Genomic DNA, 25,188 nt, shown 5'->3' on the forward strand with positions numbered 1-25,188 from the left:
ATTATTGCATTATTGCATTATGTATATTTAATGCTTTATTTTATCAGTTCGTTGCCAGATAACTCACCTTTTTCAAAGTTTGATAAGTTTTCTAATGTTGTTTGCGCAATACTACCCAGTGCTTCTTCAGTTAAGAATGCCTGATGGCCTGTAAATAATACGTTGTGACATGATGATAAGCGACGGAATACATCATCTTGAATAATGTCGTTAGATTTATCTTGGAAGAATAAATCTTTTTCGTTTTCGTAAACATCGACCCCTAATGCACTAATTATACCGCTTTTAAGTGCTTCAACCGCATCGCTAGAATTCAGTAATCCGCCACGGCTGGTATTAATGATCATCATTCCTTTGCGCATTTTTGAAAACGCTTTACGGTCAAGCATATGATAATTTTCTTTGCTCATTGGACAGTGAAGGGTGATCACATGCGCTTGCGCATAAATTTCATCAAGGGTGCAATAAGTCACACCTAATTCAATCGCAATTGGGTTTGGATAAGGGTCATAAGCAAGAATATTCATGCCGAGCCCTTTTAGAATGCGAATGGTCGCAATACCAATTTTACCTGTGCCGATAACTCCAACGGTACGACCGTGAAAGTTATAACCTGTCAATCCTTCGAGAGAGAAGTTTGCATCACGTGTACGTTGATAAGCGCGGTGAATACGGCGATTAAGGCTGAGCATTAGCCCTAATGTATGCTCTGCAATAGATTCAGGTGAGTAAGCTGGAACGGTAACAACCTGTAAATTTAGTGCCTTAGCTGCTTCAAGATCGACGCGATCAAAACCAGCACAACGCATGGCGATAATTTTCACCCCTTGCTCTGCTAATATTTTGAGTATAGGTTCGCTAAGATCGTCATTAACAAAGGCACAAATTGCATCAAAACCTTCAGCCATTTTTGCGGTGTGATGATTGAGCTGAAAATCAAAATAAGTGAGCTGTTGATGGAATTTTTTATTTGTATGAGCAAATGATTTTTGGTCATATCCTTTGGTGCTAAAAACAGCTATTTTCATAATATCACTCCATAAACACTGTTTGTTATTCAGTCATTATTAAGTATAAAACGTTAATATCTGACCAACATACACGGTTATTATGTGATCACGATAACAACTTTGTTGCAAATAGCAAACCATTTGTATGACAAAATAGCCGCACTAAAATAAGGGTTATAGTTATACTGCTGTGGTTTAGTGGTTCATGCTATGATTCAGATTGTTTATTGCAACTTACTTTATTTTTGGGATTCAATATGTTGAAAAAAATTCTTGCCGGTGCAGGCGCTGTTGCGATCATTGCTTGTGGGCCACTCGCTACAGGACAAATTGGGCAGAGTATTTATACCGGAGCAGTAAAAAATTATCATAGCCCTTATATGTCGATCACAACGAAGAGCTTTGACCGTGGGTATTTATCCTCAAATGCGGTTTCTCGTATTGAACTTAAAAATCAATTAAAAGCGGAATTTGCCCAGCAAGGATTACCTACTGTATGGTTAGTAAAACACCATATTGAAAATGGTTTCCTTGGGGTGAAATCGACCAGTGAGTTTGTGATTGATAAACAAGCTGCTCCATTAGTGAATCAAATTTGGGGTAAAAATGTAGCGCCAATGCAAGTGGTGACAGATTCTGGTTTTACAGGAACTACGCACTTTACTCTGACAGTTAACCCAATGGATTACATACATAAAGAGGGCGGCAGTGCTGTCAGCGATAAGTTTGTGGTAACGGGCGAATTTGATCCAGAAAATAGTAAGAGCCAATTTAGTTACACTTTACCGGCATTAACCATCACTACTGCTGATAAAGAAAGCATGGTGGTTAATAATGTTAATGGTGAAGGTCAAGGCCAAATGCAAGGTAACTTTTGGATTGGGCACCAGACATTTAGCCTTGATAAGGCAAAGTTTACTGCAGCAGATCAACAGCATCTTATTGCTATTGATGGGGTAAATGTTGCAATGGACAACAGTTTGAGCCAGCCAAGTGATGAGAAAAATCCAACTGAAGCGACCCAGCAAGTTACTAATACCAATACTATTCAAGTGGCTAAATTAACCACTCTTGATGGTCAACATTACCAAGATATTGCCTTTAAATTAGCACTTAAAGATCTAAATTTTAAAGCGATTAGTCAGTTAGCAGCGATGGAGCAATCGCCACAAGCAGCACAAGATCCAGCACAAATTAAGCAGGCGATGTTAGCATTAGATTTATTGATTGCTCATGGCGCAAGTATTGATTTATCACAGCTAAGCGTTAAAACTCCACAGGGAACAGTCAATGCTCAAGTACTATTAAAAGTTAAGCCAGGACTAGAGCATGCATCAACTAATCTTACCGCGGTAACAAATCAATTAAGCGGTAATATTAATATTGTTATTCCAGAAGCATTAGCAGCTAAAGAGCCCTTATTAGCGGCAAAATTACCGATGTTAGTGAATCAAAAAATTGTTACTCAACAAAATGGCAATTATCAGCTTGAGGTGAAAATTGTTGCTGATCAGTTGGAGTTTTCTTCAGGTGCCAAACTACCATTAGCAATGATGGCACTATTACTGCATTAATTTTAATGTTGTACGCGAGTTAGGTAAAACGCTTGCTATTTTAGCAAGCGTTTTTATTTATATAAATTAAACATTATTTATCATGGGTTTAGGTTTTTTTTGTTGTAAATCGATGATTGATATTTAGTAAAATTAAATATTTAGACTTAACTTAATATTATCAGTACAGGTTTATTTTAATTAAGATTTCAAGGGATTAAACCTGAACGACGACAGCATAACGTACGTGGGGGAAGCTATGGAATCATTAAAAGTAAAAGACTACATGAATGTTCGTCCTGTTACATTTACCGAAACGATGCCACTATCTGGTGCACTTGATAAGTTACTTACGGCAAAACAAATTGGTGGACCTGTAATTAATGAGCATAAGCAAGTGGTGGGGTTTATCTCTGAACAAGATATGATCCATAAATTGCTTAAAGTCGGTTATCACTGCCAAGATTGTCATACCGTGAGTGAGTGTATGCGTACTGATGTACTGACCGTTTCAGGTGAAGATACGATCATTGCGTTAGCTGAAACCATGACAGGACAAAAGCCTAAAATTTACCCTGTTGTTGATGGCGGCAGTTTAGTTGGTGTGATTACACGCCGCGATGTATTAACCGCTATTAGTAATCAAATTGGGGCTTGCTTTAAGCATCCATTATGATCAAGATAGCAAAGAATATTATTAATAATAGAGGCGCTTTAAGCGCCTTTATTTTTGGTTGTCATGTTGATTGTTAATGGCATGGTAATGTTTGTTTGGAGATGTTGTGAACACAAAAAATACCACTGACAATAATCAAGCCAAATTCTTAACTGGTTCTACGATGCGACATATTATTGTGATGTCAGGTACCGGTGCGATTGGTTTGATGGCATTGTTTTTAGTCGATTTACTCGATATGTTTTTTATTAGTATGCTGGGGCAAATAGAACTTGCTGCCGCGATTGGTTTTGCCGGAACCCTCGTTTTTTTTTCTACCTCTATTTCTATCGGTACATCCATCGCTGCTGGTGCGTTAGTATCACGTGCTTTAGGTAAAAATGATCGCCAATTGGCACGAATGATGGCCTCTAATGTGATGATTTTTGCAGTATTAATTAGCGCTATCGTGGTTGCTTTAATGCTATGGCAACTACCATTATTATTGGATTTGATTGGTGCGAAAGGTGCTGTAGCGAAAGCTGCGACCCAATATTTGGTGATTCTATTACCCAGTGCGCCTTTGATTGCGGTTTCTATGTCTGCAGGTGCTGCATTGCGCGGCGTCGGTGATGCTCGACGCTCGATGGTGGCAACGTTAATTGGTGGTGGTGTTAATGCGGTATTGGATCCATTATTTATTTTTGGCTTGTCGATGGGTATGCAAGGGGCAGCGATTGCTTCTGTATTTGCTCGATTAGCGGTGATGTGTTTTTCCCTATATGCGGTGATATATAAGCATCAATTGGTCGCTAAACCTGATTTAAGCAGTTTCAAATTAGCGTTACCGACGGTGGCTAAAATTGCACTTCCAGCAATCCTAACCAATACTGCAACGCCGATTGGCAATGCAGTCGTTACTAGTAATATTGCCCAGTTTGGCGAGAGTTTTGTCGCGGGTTATGCGGTTATTGGGCGTATTATGCCGGTGTGTTTTGCATTGGTATTCTCACTATCAGGCGCAGTTGGGCCGATTATTGGCCAAAACTTTGGTGGCGAGCGTTGGGATCGCATTAATCAAATATTACGCGATGCGATGCTATTTACCGCAGTATATTGCATTGGTGTCTCTATCTTGTTGTGGTTTGGACAAGATTTACTGATCGCAATGTTTAGCCTTACTGGTGATGCCGCGGAAATTGTGGGTGTATTTTGTAGCGTTATTGCGATTACCTTTATCTTCAACGGCGCATTATTTGTAGCCAATGCTGCATTTAATAATCTTAATCGCCCGACATGGTCAACGGCCTTAAATATGGGTAAAGCGACGTTGGGTACGATTCCATTTGTTCTTATTGGTGGCCATATTGCCGGCGCGAGTGGTGTATTGATTGGACAAGCGGTAGGTTCGGTGGTGTTTGGTATTATTGGTTTTGGATTGGTTATTTACCAAGTTAAGAAAATGGGTCGTGTTCACGAGCAACAGCCATTGCAGAGTAATGAAATTCTTACGCCCTCAGTTCCTGTTGCACCATTTTGTTCTTCACGCACCTATATGGGGACAGAAGATGTGCTGGAAGAAACGTTAGCGGCTGAAATGGAACCTAGCAATAATACAACGTCGTCAAAAAAATCTGATTAATCGCTGCTATTAAGTGACAACTATCCTTTGTGATGGTTGTCACGATCTCAATGTCAATTGATAACTAAGTGACATTTTTTTTGTCGAACCATGATCGCTATTTTATCTAAGTAGCGATTATTTAAGCGCTTTTATTGATCTGAAACGATGAAAAAATAACTATAGCCATAGACAATAATAATACTAACAGCCATCAGTCTGAGCGGGAAGGTTGTGATTACCGCAATTGACCACCAGTCGCCAATGTTAGTCTAGCCATTTTACTTCACCTTTAGTTTAAGGAAAATAAAGGTGATGGCGTATTTATTGTTTAAGGGAATAATGTTCTATGCGTCAAAATCTTCGCTATATCATACCTATTCTGATCCCATTAATTATTTTGTTATTACCCGCTTCCGCTTTTCCGATTGAGGGATTAACGGTGATTCAACAGCGCGTTATCGCTATTTTTTTATTAGCAGCGTTATGTTGGATCATGGAGCCTATTCCTATTTATGCAACGTCAGTTGTTATCATTGTGCTGGAGTTATTATTGTTGTCAGATAAAAGCCTGTATTTATTTAGGCTTGATCAAGGGCAACCTCATTTTGGTAACTTAATGAGTTATAGCGAGATAATGGCGACTTTTGCCAGTCCTATTATTATGTTGTTTTTAGGTGGTTTTTTCTTGGCTATGGCGGCGACGAAATACCGTTTAGATGTCAACTTAGCACGGGTGTTATTAAAACCGTTTGGGCATCAACCTAAATATGTGATGTTTGGTTTAATGTTGATCACTGCTATTTTCTCGATGTTTATGTCAAACACGGCGACAACGGCAATGATGCTGTCTATTTTAGCGCCAGTGATCACGTTATTTGGTGCTAAAGATCCCGGTAAGATAGCGTTTGCATTATGTATTCCCGTTGCGGCTAACATTGGTGGTATTGGTACCCCAATTGGTACGCCACCTAATGCGATTGCACTGAAATATCTTACCGGTGAAAACCTGATTACTTTTGGTGAGTGGATGTTCTTTGGCGTACCGTTCGTGGCGGTATTATTGGTATTTGCATGGTGGTTGATCAATAAACTTTATCCTGCAACCCAAGCATCAATTGAATTGACGATTCAAGGTAAGTTTCTTAAAACGCCTAAGGCAATCACGGTGTATGTGACTTTTGCGGTGACTATTTTACTGTGGTTGATGGGCTCTATGCATGGCATGAACTCTTATACTGTCGCGTTAATTCCTGTCGCGATTTTCTCGTTAACCGGCATCATCAATAAAGAAGATCTGAAGAAAATATCGTGGGATGTTTTATGGTTAGTCTCGGGGGGTATTGCACTTGGTTTAGCGTTAGATAAAACCGGTTTAGCCAAGCTGGTGGTACACAGTATTCCATTTGATGTGTTCTCACCGTATGTGGTGTTATTAGGCGCGGCAATGTTGTGTTTATTGATGGCAAATTTTATGTCTCATACTGCAACCGCTAACTTATTAATGCCAATTATGGCAGCTTTGGGGACATCAATGGTGTCATTAGCACCACTGGGTGGCGAAGTAACGTTGATTTTAGTGGTGACTTTTGCGGCATCACTAGGTATGTCATTACCGATCAGTACACCACCTAATGCGTTAGCGCATGCAACAGGTCATGTTGAGAGTAATCAAATGGCACGCGTTGGTGTCGTGGTTGGTGTTGTAGGTGTTGCATTGAGTTTTGTGATGATTTGGGGTTTACAGCTAATCGGTCATATCTAATCGGTTAATACTGAATAAAGGATGATGCCATGAATCAACCTAAAGCATTAAAACGTATCATTGACACTTATTTTCAAGATCCTGCGACGACGATTGCAGTTACTGCTGGCACTGAAGTTTTACGTCAAGAAGGCTATAACGATCGTCTATATTGGGTTAAACAAGGCGAGTTATCTGGCTATTTAAAAAGTGCAGAAAATGGTTTAAGCGCCCAGGTGTTTGTGGTTAAAGAAGGGATGTTTTTTGGCGTCCATAGTTTCTTTGCGCAAACATTAGTCGCATCAACAACGGTGGTAGCTGAAAAAGACAGTGAAATTGCATGGATTGACTTATCAACGCAAGCGGTTGAACCGGAGCATTATGGATCATTAGCCGAGCAATTTATGCCGGTCATGGTGCATGAACTGGCTACGCGCCAAATGTTAACGGGTATTGCGGCGTTAGAAAAAGAAAAAGCCTTGCAAAAGCTCTACGCTACTGAGCAAATGACAACCTTAGGTCAGTTAGCTGCTGGTATCGCGCATGAACTTAATAATGCGATTGGTGTCATCAGCAGTAAAACAGAAAATATACAGACCGCAGTGAGCCAATTTGTTGAGGATAACCAGCCGCAAATGACCCCATTTTTACAGCATGGGATCAGTCATGGGCAAACCATCAGTTCAGCGCAAGTCCGTGAGCGCACCAGAGTTTTACAGCAGCAATATCGGTTAACTCGAGAACAAGCTCGAACCCTTGCACGTGCCTTACCAGAAGGGGAGGTTCCTGAAAATTGGCTTGATGATATTGATGCTGCGTTAATTTGTTGGGATAGCGGCCGTGACTTACGGGACATTCGATTAGCTGCACGCCATGCTGCCAGTATTGTGCGTTCAGTGAAGCAGTTAGGCGGCGGTGATCATGCACGTATCCCTGATGTTGATATTAACGACACCTTGCATAAGTCATTGGCGTTATTACAAAGTAATTTACGTTACGTGGAAGTGGTATTGCGGCCTGCTATTTTACCGCCATTAACTGCAAGTGTGACTGAGCTCGTACAAGTGTGGGTTAATCTGATCAAAAATGCGTGTGATGCCATGGAACATACGCCTGCACCACAGATTGAAATTGCAACACGAAGTGTTAAAAATAAGTTATTGGTCACTATTACTAATAATGGTCCAATGATTGATGAAGTGACGCGACGTAAAATTTTCAATCCAAATTTTAGTACTAAAAAAGGCGGGTTATCGTTTGGTTTAGGATTGGGGTTAGCAATAGTACAACGTATTGTGAACAGTTATGGCGGTACGATTGTGGTGAAAAGTGATCATCAACGGACCACATTTAGAATCAAACTACCGATAACGTAAAGGACGGTTATTATGGAAAAAATTACGATTATTTGCGTTGATGATCAACGTGAAGTGTTGAGTGCAGTATTAAAAGACTTAGCACAATTTGAACCTGCTTTTTTATTGGAAGATTGTGAGTCTGCAGATGAAGCTTTAGCTTTGATGGATGAGCTTGATGCTGAAGGTCAGTTTATTGGCGTGGTTATTTCAGATCATGTGATGCCTGGTAAAAGTGGGGTCGAGTTATTAACAGCCGTCGCTAATGACAGTCGCTTTATTCACACTAAAAAGGTGTTGTTAACGGGTCAAGCGACCCATCAAGATACCATCGCAGCTATCAATCAAGCACGTATTGAAAGTTATTTTGAAAAACCATGGGATGCAGAAGTGCTGGTGAACTGTGTGCGAACATTAGTAACCGAATACATTTTTGATATGGGATTAGATTATACTCTTTGGGGTGATGTGATTGATAACACAACAGTTTTAAGGCGTTTACGTTAATTAGTCTCTACGGGTGTAAGAGTATATTTATTTACTGATGATAATTATTATCACTATTTATCTTGACCTTGGTCTTAACTCAAAGGTTTATAGTTATCAGTAGCAAAACCTCATAGCACCCAAGGAGAACGATTATGTGTGCTCAATGTCATAATAAAAAAGATCATATTCATACAACCAAATCAACGGTTGCTAATAAAGCAACCGTTACTGTTGTTGCCGCGACGACGGATTGTTGTTCAAGCGTCACTTCAGAGTGTTGTTCAACCAATAAAGATGCAGAAGGGTATGGTGATAATGACACCGAAGGCCCCGCGGCGAGTGGCTGTTGTTCAACATCGACCAGTGATGCTGTCCGTTGCGTCACTAAAAAATCAAGTTTTACTATTACTGGCGCTCATGTCGCTGGTGGTGATACCGCAGTTGTAAAAAATAGCCATCAAGCTGCTGAGAATAAACATAGTGATGGTCATGATCACGCCTTAGATGCCAACGGTACACATGAACACCATCATAGCGAGCATGTTCATAGTGGTCACTGTTGTTCAGCACCAAGCATGAGTAAACAACAAGAATTAGCGTTAGAAGCTTCTCTAACCAATAATGCTCATGGTAAAACATTTAGCTGGAAAGTGTTAGGCATGGACTGTCCTAGCTGTGCTGCTAAACTTGAAAAAGCCATAATGGCGTTAGCTGCTGTTGATACTGCGAAAGTGATGTTTGCAACTGAAAAATTGATTGTTAATCTCCATGATAACCAGCAAGCAGATGCAGAAACGCTAAAACTTGAAATAGAAAATAAAGCCAAACAAACCGGTTTTACATTAGTGTCTTCAGCGACGAAGGCTGCCGACCTACCAACACAATCTTTCTTTTCTCAACATCTCACGGTAATTGTTATTGCTTTGATGATGGTGATTTCTTTTGTCTTAAATAAAACCGTTTCAGCTGAGGCTGGGCTATTAGCCTTTACTTTAACGACGATTGTCGGTTTATTCCCTATTTTGAAAAAAGCGGTTGTTCTAACAAAATCAGGCACACCGTTTTCGATTGAAACATTAATGTCAGTTGCTGCTATCGGGGCATTATACCTTGGTGAAACGGCAGAAGCTGCGATGGTGATTTTGTTGTTCCTTATCGGTGAACAACTTGAAGGTTATGCCGCTTCTCGTGCACGTAGTGGTGTAAAAGCATTAATGGATTTAGTGCCAGAAGAAGCGACGGTTATTTTAGCTGATGGCAGTAAAACCAAATTATCAGCGGCTGAATTAAAACCGGGTGATGTGATTGAAGTCGTGCCGGGTGAGCGTTTACCTGCAGACGGTCAAGTGCTTGATGTTATCGCCAGTTTTGATGAAAGTGCATTAACTGGTGAATCAGTTCCTGTTGAGCGAACGCCTGGTGAAAAAGTCATGGCCGGTAGTATGGCATCTGATAAAGTGGTGCGTTTAACCATTATTTCAGCGCAAGGTGACAATGCTATCGATCGTATTTTACATATGATTGAAGATGCTGAATCACGTAAAGCGCCTCTTGAGCGTTTCCTGGATAAATTCAGTCGTTGGTATACACCAAGCATGATTTTATTAGCGGCGTTAGTGGTTGTTATTCCACCGCTAGTCTTTGGTCAATCATGGGATGAATGGATTTATAAAGGCCTCGCATTATTATTGATTGCTTGTCCGTGTGCGTTAGTTATTTCAACCCCAGCGGCCATTACATCAGGTTTGGCGGCAGCAGCACGTCGTGGTGCACTAATTAAAGGTGGTGCAGCGCTAGAACAGTTGGGTCATATTGAAGTGGTTGCGTTTGATAAAACCGGTACCCTAACAGAAGGTAAGCCCGTGGTTACCGACATCATTTGTTGGGATAACGATGACGCTAAATTATTACGTCAGGCGGCAGCAGTTGAAGCGGGGTCATTACATCCATTGGCAAAAGCGGTGGTAAATCATGCGCAACAACAGCAGCTTACTGTTGTTGAAGCCACTGAGCGTGAAACCTTAGTTGGTCGTGGTATTCAAGGTATTACCGAAGGCGATAAATTCTTATTATGTGCCGCTGATCGTTTACCACAAGATATCGTCTTAACAGATGCGCAACAGCAACAAGCGACAGCATTAGAAAATGAAGGTAAAACTTTAGTGGTTGCTGTTCGTAATACGCAAGCTGTTGGTTTAGTAGCATGGCGAGATAATTTACGTGATGATGCGTTAATTGCGATTGAGAAACTAAATAAGTTGGGTATTAAATCAGTGATGCTTACTGGTGACAATACGCGTGCCGCAGCAGCGATTGCGAAAGAAATCAATATTGATTACCGCGCAAGTTTATTACCCGCAGATAAAGTCTCTGAAATTCGTAAGTTAAATGACGTTCAAAGTGTAGCAATGATTGGTGATGGTATTAATGACGCACCAGCAATGAAAACTGCCACTATTGGTATAGCAATGGGGGGCGGTACCGATGTCGCACTTGAAACAGCAGACGCTGCCATTACTCATAACCGGTTAGCTGAGCTACCAGTAATGATTGAATTATCGCGAGCAACTTTAAATAATATTCGTCAGAATATCGGTCTTGCATTAGGTCTTAAGGGCGTGTTCTTAGTGACAACTTTACTTGGTGTGACCGGATTATGGGTTGCGGTGTTAGCTGATAGTGGTGCAACTGCTTTAGTGACATTAAATGCGCTGCGTTTATTGCGTTTTAAGCCCAAGCAATAATCGAGCTCATCGGCTACAATAATTAGCACAATAATGATAAGCAGAATAGGTTAAACACTATTCTGCTTTTTTATTTTGTCGCTCATTGGCAGTGTAATCTGCAACCAAAACGTTAGATGAACGTTGCTAAATTTTTGTGATGAGCTCGATAGGAAAACGTTTTACTGTGATCTAGATCTTGTTAATTTGTAACTAAAAATTTCATTGCTTTCATTTAATGTGATTCAACTCACTAAAAACAGTTTCAGCTTCCGTTATCGTTACAATAGTTTTTGACAGACGTTGTTGTTATGTTGCGTATTACGTTCACTGTCAAATCATAAAAATTAACGATAATTATCCATCTCTGTGCCTACAACAGAGCGATTAAATTTAAAGGGTATCATTATGTCTGACAATAAAGTGTTCCACCTAGGTGTTAATAAAGCCGATCTTAACGGCGCTGAATTAGCGATTATCCCAGGTGATCCTGCTCGTGTAGAAAAAATTGCCAACCTAATGGACAACCCTGAGTTCTTATCAAGTGCACGTGAATATACCGTATACCGTGCACAACTAGATGGTAAGCCGGTAGTAATTTGTTCTACGGGTATTGGTGGCCCATCAACTTCAATCGCAGTTGAAGAATTAGCACAACTTGGTGTAACAACGTTCCTACGTGTTGGTACAACAGGTGCGATCCAACCTAATATTAACCCTGGCGATATGATTGTAACGACAGGCTCTGTTCGTCTTGATGGCGCAAGTCTTCACTTTGCCCCAATGGAATTCCCTGCAGTTGCTGATTTCACTGTAGCGACAGCGATGAAACAAGCATGTGATGATGCAGGTGCGACTGTACACACAGGCGTAACAGCTTCTAGTGATACTTTCTACCCAGGTCAAGAGCGTTACGACACATTCTCTGGCCGTGTTGTACGTCGCTTCCAAGGCTCAATGAAAGAGTGGCAGGAAATGGGTGTACTTAACTTTGAAATGGAATCTGCAACATTATTAACTATGTGTGCAAGTTCTGGTTTACGTGCAGGTTGTGTTGCTGGTGTTATCATCAACCGTACTCAAAAAGAAATCCCTGATCACGCAACATTAAAAGAAACTGAAGCACGTTCAATTAAAATTGTTGTTGAAGCTGCACGTCAGATGCTGACCAAGTAAATATATATGTACTGAATGTAATTAACAGTACAGATATAAACTAGACTATAAAACCGATGCTTATAATGAAGTGTCGGTTTTTTTGTTTTGATTTGATTTTATTGGTGATGTTGAATATTGTAAGGTTGAAATGCAATTAATTACTAATATATTAATTAGTTAGGAATTTAACCATTCATTTCTATTTAATGTAGAATGAAGATTTGTTTTGCTGAGTGAAATTATAGATATGATTGATTATAAAATTACCTTTCCGAATGGACATCAAGATATTGTCGCACTGCCTATTTCTCCTGTATTACAGATGAAAATTGCTTATTTAGGTGATGTGTTTGTTGTAAGAGATATTATTGCAACAGTGGGCGAGAACACGACGACGATGACGTTAGTATTAGATGATGGCCAGCATCACTCACAAAAACCACAAGCTGCTGGGGTTGTTTTTAATCGGCTTGGATAGGTGTTCTCAAGCAGTATTAAACGATAATCAATATTTGATTTAAATAAAAGGCCTTTTGATAAGGCCTTTTTTGATAACAGTATTTTACACCTATTTATTATGCTGGATTATGTGCTTCGCCACCGGCACCTTTAAGCCAATCATAAAGGTGGGTATATAAATCACCCAGTTGATCTGGACCAATAATAGCTAAGCCTAAATCTTGTGCGCGGACTAAATCGTGATGACGCAAAGGACGGAAACTGACGAGCATTGCACGTGCTTGTAAACCACCAAGTAGGTCTCGTAATGATTCTAGTTTATATAAGGTATCATCACCATCATCACGCATACCTTTGGTCTTACATTCAATGATATGGAGCTTATTGTTAACGATAGTGGCTACATCGAGTTCATTACGTACTTCACGCTCACCAATTTTACGGTAAACTTGCACACCTAAAGAGTGATCTTGAATGGTTGGCAGTTTATTTTGAATAGCACGAACAGTACTATGAACCAAGCTTTCTAGCCACTCGCCATTAGCAAATCGACGTGCTTCTTCATGTTTAAATGTCAAAATACCATTATGGTATGTCGCTAAACCTGTTTCTTCTAAATCTGTTAGTAATGTACCGAGTTCTTTATAGCCTTGTTGTTTTTCACTAAGCTCAACATGTAATATTTGTTCTTTACGACATGTTGTTGCAAGATAGTTAAGCGTCGCTAAACCTGGACCTAATTCTAATGCTGAACTTGCCCAACGTTGACCTAATTCCCATAATTGGTCGTTAAGCGATTCTGGCATCGGATTATCAGATAACTCACAGCGAGCACCAAAGATTGTTAAGTAGTCAGTAATTTGAATACGATCTTGAACTTGTTGTTGTTCACGGTCATTAGGGAATAACCAACACATTTCATCACTGAAAGGCTCAATGACGTAAATAGGCCAATGGAAAGAGCGGAAGACTTCATAAGCAGACAATAAGCGGTGACGTAAACCACAGCTTGCATTAAACCACACATCGCGGCTGTCTTGTTTTAATTGGTCGGCTAGTTGGTTAAGGCGTTGTCGAATTTGGGTGACATTAATAATGTCGGGAATGATGAAAAATTCAACAATAATGTTTCGTGGAGTCAGAATAGAAGCGAGGCGATCGTATTGTTGTTGTTGTTGTTCAGTACCAATAAACACCATTTTATCTGCAGGTATTGCTTCGTCTAATAATGGAGTGATCAGACGGACTGGATCCTGATCAATAATGCCAACGTGAGTAATCATAATAATCCTTAATGCGCCCAACATATTGGGCGTAATATTGTGGTGCGCATTAAATAAAAGAAATGAAAAGGTAAGCGTGCGCAGCACATCTATAAGGTATGTATATGAGGTTTTTTAGTGTGAAATTCAAGTCAAATTTTATAGACTAATTATTCTCATATAAATTTAGCTTGTTACCTATTCATTTATTTTCTCTAATACACTATTTTTAGTCATCTTTTTTAGATAGCTAACGTATTTTTTAAAAATGCCACTGCAATTAATGGCATTTTTTTTGTTGGAAACATAGTTATCAATAATAACTTACATACTTGGTGGTGTTGGTAGTTGCGATGCTAATAACCAAATAGCAAGCACAAAGAATATTAATCCCATGAATTTATGTTGATTATTACGGAATTTTTCATTCTTTAGTAATGATTGCCCAAATACGCCAATGGTGGTGACTAAAAATAGATTAAATAATAACCCTAAAACATTTAACAGAAGTCCAAGTACTAGCATCTGTTCGCCAGACGATGTCGCCACGTGCGTTGAAACAAACTGTGGTAAAAACAGTACAAAGAAAATCAGTGCTTTTGGGTTAAGTAAATTAGTAAACACCGCACGGCGATATAACGTTGATGCCATTTTATTGCTATGTTCTAGTTCTTGAGGGGCGTCATCAGGATGAGTACGCATACAGTCCCAGCCCATTTTTAATAAATAAGCGCCACCGACTAGGCGTAAAACATGCAATGCGATTGGATTCATTGCAATCAGTGCTGATACACCCAGCGCTGCTAAAATTGTTAATAAAATACCTGAGGTAGCGTTACCTAAGCTTGCATAAATACCGACTTTTCGACCGTAAGTTAAACTTGAACTCGCAATGAGTAACATGTCTGGTCCGGGAATAAGCAATAAGGCGATCACGGCTGTGAGGTAAAGCGGCAATATATTTAAATCAATCATGGTAAAAACAAAGTTGGAGTGCAGAAGACTATATTTTACACAATAAATAGTTTCATTCTATGGCTTATAATCAATAGCTGGTGTTTTTTACTTCATTGTAGTGTTCTTGTGTATTAATTGTCTGTTTTTGGTTATTTGAAGGTAGGCTACTTGGTGTGAGGATGGGGTTTTAGAACAATAAAGGCCAGCAATATGTAGTGAAATAAAAAAACTGACCATTAATAAGTGCTATTAAAGCTCCAATGTAATGATCAGTTAGTGGCTGTTTTTAAAACTGTTTTGTCTGGTTTTTATTATGCTTTATTGCGGTGGAAATGAAATCGCTCATGAAAATAAGCTTTTAAATGTTCTTCCATGCTGTGGACTTTATTATCAATCGCTTCACACAAAACAGCATCATTGTTCATTGCATTAACGCGGTTAATAACCATTTCTTCAATGGCTGATTTTTGTGCTTCTGTCAGTTGTGGTTGAGTCGTCATTATTGTTTTTATCCTTGATATCACGATAAATCAGTAAAATATATTTATGGGGTCATAGTATCGATATTTATTCAAAGAAGGAATATTTGAATAAATTGTTTGCTGATAAAAAGTAACTAAAGCCTATTACAGGCTGTGATTTCTCTTCCAAAATTGGACTTAATCGCCCTCACAGGTAGAATAACCGCTCACAAGATGAGTATGTTTTTTAAAGGCACGGTTATAGATGGGTCATAACGCGATGAGAAGTAATTTTGAGCTGTTAGCTCCGGGTGGCGATATAGAGTCGATTAAAGCGGCAATTGTCGCGGGTGCGGATGCTATTTATTGCGGCCTAGATAATTTTAATGCCCGTAATCGTGCAACCAATATTACGTTTGAAGATTTAAACGGCATTGTTCGTGTTGCGCATCAGCGTGATTGTAAGATCTTTCTTACGCTTAATATCATGATTTTAGAAAGTGAAATTCCAGCGGTTATTCGACTGCTAAATAAGTTGGTCAACACTAAAATTGATGGTGTTATTTTACAAGACTTAGGGCTATTTCACTTAATCAAGCAGCATTTTCCAACGCTTGACGTTCATGCATCTACTCAAGTTAATAGCCATAATGAAGGTCAAATTTTATTTATGGGGCAGCTTAATGCTAGCCGTGTAAACTTATCGCGTGAACTTAATATTAAAGAAATAAAACATTTAGCGCAGTTTGGTCATCAGCATAATGTACTGATGGAAGTGTTTGTGCATGGTTCATATTGCATTGGCTTCTCAGGCCTGTGCTATATAAGTTCGGCTAAAAATGGTAATTCAGGTAACCGTGGTCGTTGTAGTCAGCCTTGTCGTGATCAATATCAGACAACGGCGGTGGGAAAAGATTACCCGCTTAATATGAAAGACAATTCTGCATTTTCAAATTTAGAAGCACTGGCTGATGCTGGCGTATATTCCTTAAAGGTTGAAGGGCGGATTAAAAAATCTCACTATGTGTATACCGTCGTCGATAATTGGAGTCGTCAGTTAGACAATTATTGTAATCAAAAACCATTATTAGCGGATACGCGTGAGTTATATACCGTATTTAACCGTGATTTTTCAAATTCATATTTAATGGGTGATATCAATAAAGCAATGTTTATTGATAATCCTCGAGATAACTCTGTTGATCACTTTGCACAGATTGCTGATGCTAAATCTGAGACGGAAATCCAAGCGGTTAAACAAAAATTATATGATGATAAAACCACAATTATTCAAACTGTTGAAGAGCGAATTGCTGATTTAGATATTAGCTTATTAGCCTTAGAGTTGACGATTATTGGTCAGGTAGGACAACCACTGATTATTCGCGTAACAACGCCATTACAGCAGTTTGAAGTAGCATCAACATCGTTATTACGACAGTCTGAGCATACGGTGCTTGATAGTGATTGCTTTGAAAAACGCTTTCGTAGCTTAAATAACGGCGAATACTTACTAACGCCGATGAATTTAACCCAATTAGCGGGTGATGTGATGGTGCCGTTTAAAGAGCTCACCATGATGCGTGATCAAATTGCATGTGTATTAAATGGTGATCAGCCGCTGGTGGAGCCGTTTGAGTTACCAAAAGCTGTGCGAGCGCCACAACCTGCACTGACACCGTCGCTATCTGTGTTAATTGCCAATCCTGCTGATATTGACGCAGTGAGTCAGCCAAATACAGCTGTGTATTATCAGTTGCCTGAAGCGATGGCAATGGAAGGGCTAAAATTAGTCTCTTTGTTCCAACAAAACCCACATTTGATCCCTTGGTTCCCCGCCATTTTGATTGGCGATAATTACCAAGCTGCAGTGACGTTCCTTGAGCAAGTGAAACCATCACGCATTGTGACTAATAATAGTGGTGTTGGCTATGCTGCACATCAATTAGGTTTGGCGTGGATAGCTGGCCCGCAAATGAACATCAGTAATAGCTTGAGCCTTGAGTGCTTGCAGCAAGAATTTGGTTGTGTAGGGGCGTTTATTTCTAATGAGATCAAACGTTCGCAAATTAAGCCAATTGTTGCGCCTGCTGGGTTTGAATTGTATTACAGCATTTATCATCCAATGATGTTATTAATGAGCCGCCAGTGTTTATTCCATCAAACCGTTGGTTGCAAAAAGAAGCGTTTTGACGATAAATGCTTACGAAAATGTGATAAGTCTGCATCGATCATTAATCTTACTGAAGCATCATTTGTGGTTGATAAACAGCGTGGCGATCATAATGCGCTATATAACCCTGAGAACTTTTTAAACTTGGATATTGTGGCTGAGGTTCAGAATAAATTTACTGGCTTTATGGTGGATTTACGGGCTATTAAAACTGATACCCAAGTGACGGTATCAAAAGCGGAATTGACGACATTATTTAATCAGTATGTTGCAGGTAATAATGAACTGGCACGTAGTGAAATTGAAGCCGCTATTATTGGTCATACGTGTAATCAGTACACCAAAGGCTTGTAATAAGTTTATTGACAATAAGTAAGCTTTTACAATAAAAAGCCCCGCAGAATATATGTTCTGCGGGGCTTTTTGTTAGCTAATAAATAGCGAACTCTTAATTACTTTTTAGCGTTGTCTTTTAGGAAATCAAGAACAAGTTTGCGATCTTTTTCGTTTAGACCAGCACGTGGGAACATACTGTTAGTAATACCTTTCCACTGTTTGTAAGTAAAGTCGCTAGGATGCGGTGCTGCGTGACAAAGCGTACAGCTACCGTAGAATAACTTCTCACCTGGTGACTGAGCAGGGCCTTGTTCTGCGGCTACCGCTTTCAGGCGCTTACCTAGTTGTAATGACCAGATATCAACTTTAAAGTCTGATTTCACAATCTTAGGTGGCATGTAAGCTTGGTTTGGTGTTTCCGCATCAGTACATTTCTTAAAGTAAGCCAAACAAGTATTAGCACTGGTTGCTTGTGCTAGACCACTGGTTGGTTGACTACTTGTTAGCATGTTGATTGAACCTGAGTTACAACGGCCTTTGCTATCAAGTTGTAGCCATGCACCTTCGTGAATGTAGATAACACCAGGCATTGCTTCATCAGTGATACGCGCACCAGCAAGTAGAGTACCGCGCTCGTTATACACCTCAACCACATCGCCGTCTTTCACGCCACGTTCTTCAGCATCTTGTTTGTTAATAAGAACGATTTGACGTCCATCAACAGATTCATAGCTGTTAACATCAGCATTCGCCATTTGTGAGTGCAGACGCATCCATGGGTGTGGACTTAGTACGTGAACTTGACCTTTTTTAGCATTACCTAACCATTCAAATGGTGGAATCCATTGTGGCATTGGTGGACAACCTTTAGCTTTAAATCCAGCCAGTGTTTCACTGTAAAGCTCGATTTTACCACTTGGTGTATGCAATGGGTTTTTATCAGGATCTGCATAGAAATCACCATGACGAACAAAGCTATTTGCTGCATCAGGCGTTGTTACATGAGTGATACCATTTTGCCAGAATGTTTTAAAATCTTCTGTTGCGTCAGAGGCTTCATAAGATGCTTTAACATGTTGGTACATAGTTTTACCATCGGTAAACTCTTTATGTACGTTAAACATGAAAGCAAGACGAGAGAAAATTTCGTAGTCATCTAGGCTTTCACCTACAGGCTCAATGACTTGACGCATTGCGTAGATTTTGTTGTTGCTGTAAGTACCGCCAGATGAAATGTCATCACGCTCAAGAGTGGTGGTGGTTGGCAATACGATATCAGAGTATTTTGCCGTAGCACACCACCAAGGTTCATGACAAATGATGGTATCAATATTATCGTTCAGCGCGTTGATTAACTCGTTAGTGTCTTGTTGGTGAGACAGTAAGTTATTACCTGCGTTGTAGATAAGTTTAGCTTTTGGCAAGGTAAGGTTTGCGCCATCACGAGTATAGGCTTTACCTGGGTTTTTCAGCATGTCTGAAACCATAACCACAGGACAGGTTTTAGTGATAGGGTTACGGCCTTGAGATAAACCGATAGGCATACGCTTACCAGATGCTGGCATACCGCCGTTACCATAGTGCCAACTAAAGCCGGCACCTTCACCTGGCTTACCAATTTTACCTGCAATTGCGGCAAAGTTGATGATAGACCAGTGGATCATTTCACCGTGGTCGGCACGTTGTAATGCCCAACCAGCAGCAATTTGGGTGCGTTTAGTAACACATAGTTCAGCTAACTCTTTGATTTTTGCTGCTGGTAAACCTGTAATTTCTTCAGCCCATTCAGGCGTTTTCGCAACACCGTCTTCGTCACCAATTAAATAAGCAAGGTATTTATCAAAGCCAACAGTATATTTATCGATGTAAGCTTTATCGTGCTGACCTGTTTTGTATAAGTGATAAGACATTGCAGTAAATAGGGCTGTATCCGTATTTGGACGGATATTGATCATTTCACTGCCAACGGCTTTATCTGTTTGGGTTTGTTGTGGGTTAATCGAGATAAATTTAATCCCTTTTGCCTTAAACGCCTCCCAATGTTTTTGCATTGAGTGATCTGCAACACGGAATTCTACACGGTTTGTTTTCCAAGGGTCACAGCCAATAAATAGTACTGCTTCCGTATTTTTTTCAACGATTTCCCACGCGGTTTGTGGTGAGTAAACTTCCATATCACCGATGACATGTGGAAGGATAACTTCTGAAGCACCAGCAGAGTAGTCACCGGCACAAATACTTTGACCACCAATAAGGTTAAAGAAGCGGCCTTGTAGTGTTTGAGGGCGGTTAACACCACAATGTGACCAACCACCGTATGAAGAGCTAAACAGTGCTTCGTTGCCGTGCTTTTCAATAGTACGTGCGATACAGAAAGCAGTTAATGCAATTGCGGTATCCCAATCGACACGGACAAAAGGTTCTTTACCACGAAGATGAGGATTATGATCGCCTAATGGATCTTCCAATAGTGATTTACGTACCATTGGATATTTAATACGTGTATCACTGTAAGTACGGCTTAACACACCTTTGGTTAACATTTCTGTTGGAAATGGGTCAACATCATTAATAGGTTGAACACCAATTAATGTTCCGTTTTTAACGACTGCTTTAAAAGGACCATAGTGGGTAGCTGATGGAATCGTAATTGTATCTGATGCAAATACTTTACCAGCAGGGAAAAGGGTAAGTCCGTTAGCAGCAATTGCGGTTGCTACTGAACCTTTTAAAAAGTTACGACGAGATAGGGTCATGTTTATATTCCGAAGACAAACCGAATGAGTAAGCGTTCAAGTGGCATAATCACCATTCAAATACTAGCCGGTATAGTGATCTATTATTTGACTTATTTCTTGATAGGCTACACGTATATATAAAATATATTAGACTGCTAAGTGGAAAATAAGTTTTCACAAAAAACTATAATAGACGCTAATGTTTAATGTTCAATGTAAATAATGGAATAGTTAGCACAATAATTAAAAAATAACTGATAATTATTCTCGATAGGCGACTTATTGTATGACAATTACAAAATGGCGTACTGTAATTGGAGTGATATGTTTTTGTTATTTATGTGATTTTTGTCATTCTTATATAGAGTGTTGTATATTGTATCTATTCTTGTAAAAGATTATTTAGGGTTTTAATGTATTTAGAGTTCTAATTAAAAAAAATTTTGTATCGTTTTGCTGAAACAACTATGATCAATTGTGATATTAATATTTTTATATATTAATAGCGTCCATTGCCCTGTTAACATTCTAGTGTTAGTTTGTGCGCAACACTTTTTTTAACGTTGTTTTGACGTTTAATTCATTTTGGACCATCCATGAAGAAACTATGGCGTTTTTTAGTCAAGCCTAGTAGTCGTTATTCAGTATTAGCGATTGCTGTTGTCTGTGTGATCATCACACTGGCAGGTGTGTTTACCTTTCACGAGTCGATAAAATTTAGCTCGACTACCGAGTTTTGTACTTCATGTCACTCAATGAAAGAAAACTACAACGAATATAAAACAAGTATTCACTATAAGAATGCTTATGGCGTACGCGCTGAATGTCGTGACTGTCATATTCCAGAAAATAACCCGATTGCTTTCATGAAAGCAAAACTGGGCGGTGTGGGCGATATTTACAGTGAATTCATCAGTAAAGATATCGATACGCCAGCGAAGTTTGAGGCGAACCGTTTACGCATGGCACAAAATGTGTGGCGTATGATGGCTGAAACAAATTCAGCAACCTGTAAGAGTTGTCACTCATATACTGCAATGGATCACGCTAAACAATCTCCAGCAGCAGCAGCAGCGATGACGACAGCAGCTGCAAAAAATATGAACTGTATTGAGTGTCACAAAGGTATTGCGCACCAGTTGCCACATATCAATAATGATTTCCAAGCAACATTTAAGCAGTTAACAGTTAACGCTGGTGAAGCGCCTGCAACTAAAACGCTTTACACACTAGCATCGAAGAAATTGTATACTACTGACTCAGCATCAGGCGATGAACAAGGTCAGTTATACCCTGCATCAGAAGTGCAAGTGTTAGGTACAAGTGGCGACATGCTTAAAGTACAAATTACGGGTTGGCAGCAACAAGGCTCTACAACTGGTATGTTAGTGCAAGACATGGCGAAGCAGATTCAGACTGTATCACTGAATGCCGATCTACAAAAATCAGCAACTATTTTAAATACAGTGAAAGCTGAAGATGGTCAAACATGGCAGCAACTACAAGTATCTGCATGGATCACACAACGTAATATGCTAGCAAGCATTAAACCAATCTGGGCTTACGGTAAAGAAATCCTTGATGCGAGTTGTGGTCAGTGTCACGCAGTTCCAGATCCAAAACACTTAACTGCAAATGGTTGGGTTCAGGGTCTGAAAGCGATGCAACAGTACTACATGCTAAATAAAGACGAAGAGCGTACCTTGTTGAAGTATCTACAAGATAACGCAAAAGATGCACCTGCGGCGGCAGGGCAAGCAACTGAGTAAATCACTCGTTGAAAAATAGATAGCTTGCGTTAAACACAACGCCAAGAACGGAAAGGGGATCTGAGAAATCAGGTTCCCTTTTTTTGCCATTATACGGTGTGGTGTTCTGTGCTTTGTAAGGGATTTACTATGAAAAAATGAGTTTAATCTTATGCAAACCCAGCAAAGAAAAGAACGTAAAATACATGTGGATAAAGCTAAACAGTGCAGTAAGTTAACATACATTCTTTTGGGTTCTGGACGAGATGGTAATGCGCGATCTTATCAAAATATTGGTGTAAAAGATGAGCTTGTGTGTGGTGGTGAAGTGATAACAAAAAATAATAAACACGATATTGAATTAACCAATAATACTTGTTTAGTTGAAAGCATAGTGTAAGAGAGTATTGGTAAAATTTTGATTGATAAATAAAATATAAAAGGACTGAGTGTCACCTTCAGTCCTTTGGTTTATCTTGCTAACTTACCTTATGCAGTTACTTCTTGTTTTTGCACTTGAGGAACAAGTTGATCTGCCAGTTTGTGCATTTCAGGGAGCATGCGGTGGATCAAGTGAAGTTGCTGTAACACCATACGTACCGAGGTGCAGTCTTCATCTCGCCATTGTCCTAAGCGTTGATCTAAATCGACATTTAACGCTGGCGCTCTTTGACATGCGTGACCTGCCAGTTGCGTCGCTAAACATTCTAAGTGGCTGTGAATAATGCGGTGTGCTTCTGATACTAACTGGTGGGTTTTATCATCATCAAGTTGTGTCCTGTGAGCACCTAATGCCGAAATATAACTTAGCATTGCATGGTTTAAGGTTAAGAAGCGGAAACTTTCATTCGCATCAATTTGGTAACGCTCAGGCTCTGCCAGCATATTACTGATTGCCGTATTTAAATGAGCATCGGTATTGTGGGCGTCTCGGCGTGAAATACGGTAACTCAAGCTATCACGTTTACCTATACGGTACTGACCAATAATTTGTGCTAAGTAATCTTTATTGGCATGAATTGCTCCAGACATTGCCTTGTGTAAACGCTTTGATTCCCAGTCAGGAAGAATAAAGGTTACCGCCAATACTGCCAGTAAACAGCCAATCAAGGTATCGCCTAAACGAGGCAAAATAACCGCATAACCTTCACCTAGTTGGTTAAAACAGAACAATACTAGCAAAGTAATAAACGCTGTTGCCCAACCATATTTAACCATTCTAAACGAGAAAAACAGCACGCCAGCCACCACCATGAGTACTAACTGACCTTCTTGTCCCGGAAATAAATAAAGCAGGGGAATACCCGCTAAAATACCGCCAATAGTACCTATCACACGTTGGCGTAATTTTTGGCGGGTTGCGCTGTAGTTTGGCTGACATACAAACAGCGTGGTGAGCAAAATCCAGTAGCCACGTTGTAAATCCAATACTTGAATACAGCCATAGCCGACGGTTAATGCAATCGCCATACGTATAGCGTGACGAAATAGCATCGAATCAGTATTACATTGTGCACTGATACGTTTTGCTAATTCTTTAACACCATGAGCTTCATTATCAGATAATTGGATATCATTTTCTTCTTCTACATGTGTGGCATCAGGGTTATTGATATTCATTAGCTGACGTTCAACGGTTGCCAAATTGTTGAATAGAAAATCAAGCTGGATCAGCAACATCTTCCATTCTGGCTTATTTTGATCGTGCAAATATTGCAGTGAGTCTTGCAACTCGTTTAATGCTTTGAGGCTCTTTTCATTGTGGGTATAAGATTTTCCCATAGCTAACGCCGTTGAAATATCACGGCATGCAACAGCTTGTGAGCGCAATAAACGCTGGAAACGAAACAGCACATCACTGCGGTTAAAGTTGGCTGCCAGATCTTGGTAACGATAATGTGAAGAGCTTACGCGCTCATGAATATCTTGCGCCATAAAGTAAATGGTCAAAAAACGATCGCCTGTAGTATTGGGTTGCCCACGGCGAGCACGATGTAATAGGGTTGCTTTGGCGATGTTTAAGGCATTTACCACCCGCGCATTTTGGCTTGCTGCTTTTAAACGTAATGGTTGCGGCACTAAATCAGCGACAGGTTCAAAAAGCTGACTTTTATGATCAAGGTAATCAGCACACTCACTAAAGACGTTAGCAAGGCTGCGTTGTACTGGTTGGTTAGGCCACAAAATATGCCAGATTAATGATAAACAGCCATACCAGAATGCGCCGCCAAGGAGCAGCATCGGTTGATACCATAAATTCACACTATGTTCAGCACCGAGCATGGTGTAAACCGCTAGTAATAATGAGGCAAAGGCAATGCTGGCATAGCGCGCCCCCATCGCACCAAGCATAATGAAACTAAATGTTGAACAAAATAGACCGATTGCAAAGAAAAGGGGAGAGTCAAACAAGACTTCAATAGAAAGGGATGCAATCAAAAAACAAATCAGAGTTATCGTTAGACCTTTAATTCGGCCAGTTAAATTATCGTCAGACTCAGCTAGCGCAGCAGCGATAATGCCGAGCACTAAGGGGGTAACAGCATGGTTTGTTTTGAGGTACCAGCATGGTAATACAACACCAACAAGCGCAATAAATACGCGAATAGAGTAATTAATACGATCATTGACCCAGTAGCGACGAAAATTTACATGTAAGTCTTTAGTTTGCATGGATATTAACAATCTTCTGATAATAATGAATGGAGAAAACGATAGAATTCTCTAACGTTATAAAAACGTCACT

At 39.8% G+C, this 25,188-nt stretch carries 18 protein-coding genes; 12 read left to right on the plus strand and 6 right to left on the minus strand.

All coding sequences use genetic code 11. The features are described from left to right. Positions 1–35: 35 nt before the first annotated feature. Positions 36–1,028, minus strand: coding sequence for a 2-hydroxyacid dehydrogenase (locus PMAL9190_RS10945; protein ID WP_087845221.1), 993 nt, complete (start codon positions 1,026–1,028; stop codon positions 36–38). Between the two features lie 239 nt (positions 1,029–1,267). On the opposite strand from PMAL9190_RS10945, the gene PMAL9190_RS10950 reads away from it, so the two are divergent. The 9 genes from PMAL9190_RS10950 to PMAL9190_RS10990 all read left to right on the plus strand — a co-directional run bounded on the left by PMAL9190_RS10950 (position 1,268) and on the right by PMAL9190_RS10990 (position 12,786). Further along, positions 1,268–2,584: a DUF945 family protein gene (locus PMAL9190_RS10950; protein WP_087845222.1), complete on the plus strand. Its 1,317-nt coding sequence runs from the start codon at positions 1,268–1,270 to the stop codon at positions 2,582–2,584. Between the two features lie 238 nt (positions 2,585–2,822). Beyond that, the gene (locus tag PMAL9190_RS10955) at positions 2,823–3,239 is read left to right on the plus strand and encodes a CBS domain-containing protein (RefSeq protein WP_087845223.1); all 417 of its coding nucleotides are present in this window, start codon (positions 2,823–2,825) and stop codon (positions 3,237–3,239) included. Positions 3,240–3,402: 163 nt separating this feature from the next. Further along, a complete protein-coding gene (locus PMAL9190_RS10960) occupies positions 3,403–4,860 on the plus strand; it encodes an MATE family efflux transporter (protein ID WP_087845290.1) in 1,458 nt (485 codons plus the stop codon). A gap of 328 nt (positions 4,861–5,188) precedes the next feature. Then, positions 5,189–6,604, plus strand: coding sequence for an SLC13 family permease (locus PMAL9190_RS10965; protein WP_087845224.1), 1,416 nt, complete (start codon positions 5,189–5,191; stop codon positions 6,602–6,604). A 29-nt stretch (positions 6,605–6,633) separates the two neighbouring features. Next, positions 6,634–7,959 carry an ATP-binding protein gene (locus PMAL9190_RS10970; RefSeq protein ID WP_087845225.1) on the plus strand — a complete coding sequence of 442 codons (1,326 nt, stop codon included), beginning with the start codon at positions 6,634–6,636 and terminating at the stop codon, positions 7,957–7,959. Between the two features lie 12 nt (positions 7,960–7,971). Further along, on the plus strand, positions 7,972–8,445 hold the full coding sequence (locus PMAL9190_RS10975; RefSeq protein ID WP_087845226.1) for a response regulator: 474 nt from the start codon (positions 7,972–7,974) through the stop codon (positions 8,443–8,445). A 134-nt stretch (positions 8,446–8,579) separates the two neighbouring features. Further along, complete coding sequence (locus PMAL9190_RS10980; protein ID WP_087845227.1) at positions 8,580–11,171, plus strand: zinc/cadmium/mercury/lead-transporting ATPase; 2,592 nt, start codon at positions 8,580–8,582, stop codon at positions 11,169–11,171. Positions 11,172–11,558: 387 nt separating this feature from the next. Next, positions 11,559–12,326 carry a uridine phosphorylase gene (udp, locus tag PMAL9190_RS10985; protein WP_087845228.1) on the plus strand — a complete coding sequence of 256 codons (768 nt, stop codon included), beginning with the start codon at positions 11,559–11,561 and terminating at the stop codon, positions 12,324–12,326. Positions 12,327–12,555: 229 nt separating this feature from the next. Next, positions 12,556–12,786 (plus strand): hypothetical protein, encoded by a 231-nt coding sequence (locus tag PMAL9190_RS10990; RefSeq protein ID WP_087845229.1) that lies wholly within the window; start codon positions 12,556–12,558, stop codon positions 12,784–12,786. A 97-nt stretch (positions 12,787–12,883) separates the two neighbouring features. On the opposite strand, the gene PMAL9190_RS10995 is transcribed toward PMAL9190_RS10990, so the two are convergent. The 3 genes from PMAL9190_RS10995 to PMAL9190_RS11005 form a co-directional block, all read right to left on the minus strand. Next, complete coding sequence (locus PMAL9190_RS10995) at positions 12,884–14,050, minus strand: Card1-like endonuclease domain-containing protein (protein WP_087845230.1); 1,167 nt, start codon at positions 14,048–14,050, stop codon at positions 12,884–12,886. A gap of 303 nt (positions 14,051–14,353) precedes the next feature. Next, a complete protein-coding gene (locus tag PMAL9190_RS11000) occupies positions 14,354–15,004 on the minus strand; it encodes a LysE family translocator (protein ID WP_087845231.1) in 651 nt (216 codons plus the stop codon). A 293-nt stretch (positions 15,005–15,297) separates the two neighbouring features. After that, complete coding sequence (locus PMAL9190_RS11005) at positions 15,298–15,486, minus strand: hypothetical protein (protein ID WP_061000109.1); 189 nt, start codon at positions 15,484–15,486, stop codon at positions 15,298–15,300. A gap of 241 nt (positions 15,487–15,727) precedes the next feature. Here PMAL9190_RS11005 and PMAL9190_RS11010 point away from each other — a divergent pair, with 241 nt between their 5' ends. After that, entirely contained in the window at positions 15,728–17,974 is a 2,247-nt protein-coding gene (locus tag PMAL9190_RS11010; protein WP_087845291.1) for a peptidase U32 family protein, read from the plus strand. 98 nt (positions 17,975–18,072) lie between these two features. Here PMAL9190_RS11010 and PMAL9190_RS11015 read toward each other — a convergent pair whose 3' ends face one another. Beyond that, complete coding sequence (locus tag PMAL9190_RS11015; RefSeq protein WP_087845232.1) at positions 18,073–20,712, minus strand: molybdopterin-dependent oxidoreductase; 2,640 nt, start codon at positions 20,710–20,712, stop codon at positions 18,073–18,075. 578 nt (positions 20,713–21,290) lie between these two features. Here PMAL9190_RS11015 and torC point away from each other — a divergent pair. Both torC and PMAL9190_RS11025 read left to right on the plus strand, forming a co-directional pair. Continuing rightward, positions 21,291–22,463, plus strand: a complete 1,173-nt coding sequence (torC, locus tag PMAL9190_RS11020) for a pentaheme c-type cytochrome TorC (protein ID WP_087845233.1) — start codon at positions 21,291–21,293, stop codon at positions 22,461–22,463. Positions 22,464–22,614: 151 nt separating this feature from the next. Next, on the plus strand, positions 22,615–22,842 hold the full coding sequence (locus PMAL9190_RS11025) for a hypothetical protein (RefSeq protein ID WP_087845234.1): 228 nt from the start codon (positions 22,615–22,617) through the stop codon (positions 22,840–22,842). 89 nt (positions 22,843–22,931) lie between these two features. Here PMAL9190_RS11025 and yccS read toward each other — a convergent pair whose 3' ends face one another. Then, complete coding sequence (yccS, locus tag PMAL9190_RS11030) at positions 22,932–25,115, minus strand: YccS family putative transporter (RefSeq protein ID WP_087845235.1); 2,184 nt, start codon at positions 25,113–25,115, stop codon at positions 22,932–22,934. Positions 25,116–25,188: the final 73 nt, after the last annotated feature.

This window comes from Photobacterium malacitanum (assembly GCF_900185615.1).
Lineage (GTDB): Bacteria > Pseudomonadota > Gammaproteobacteria > Enterobacterales > Vibrionaceae > Photobacterium > Photobacterium malacitanum.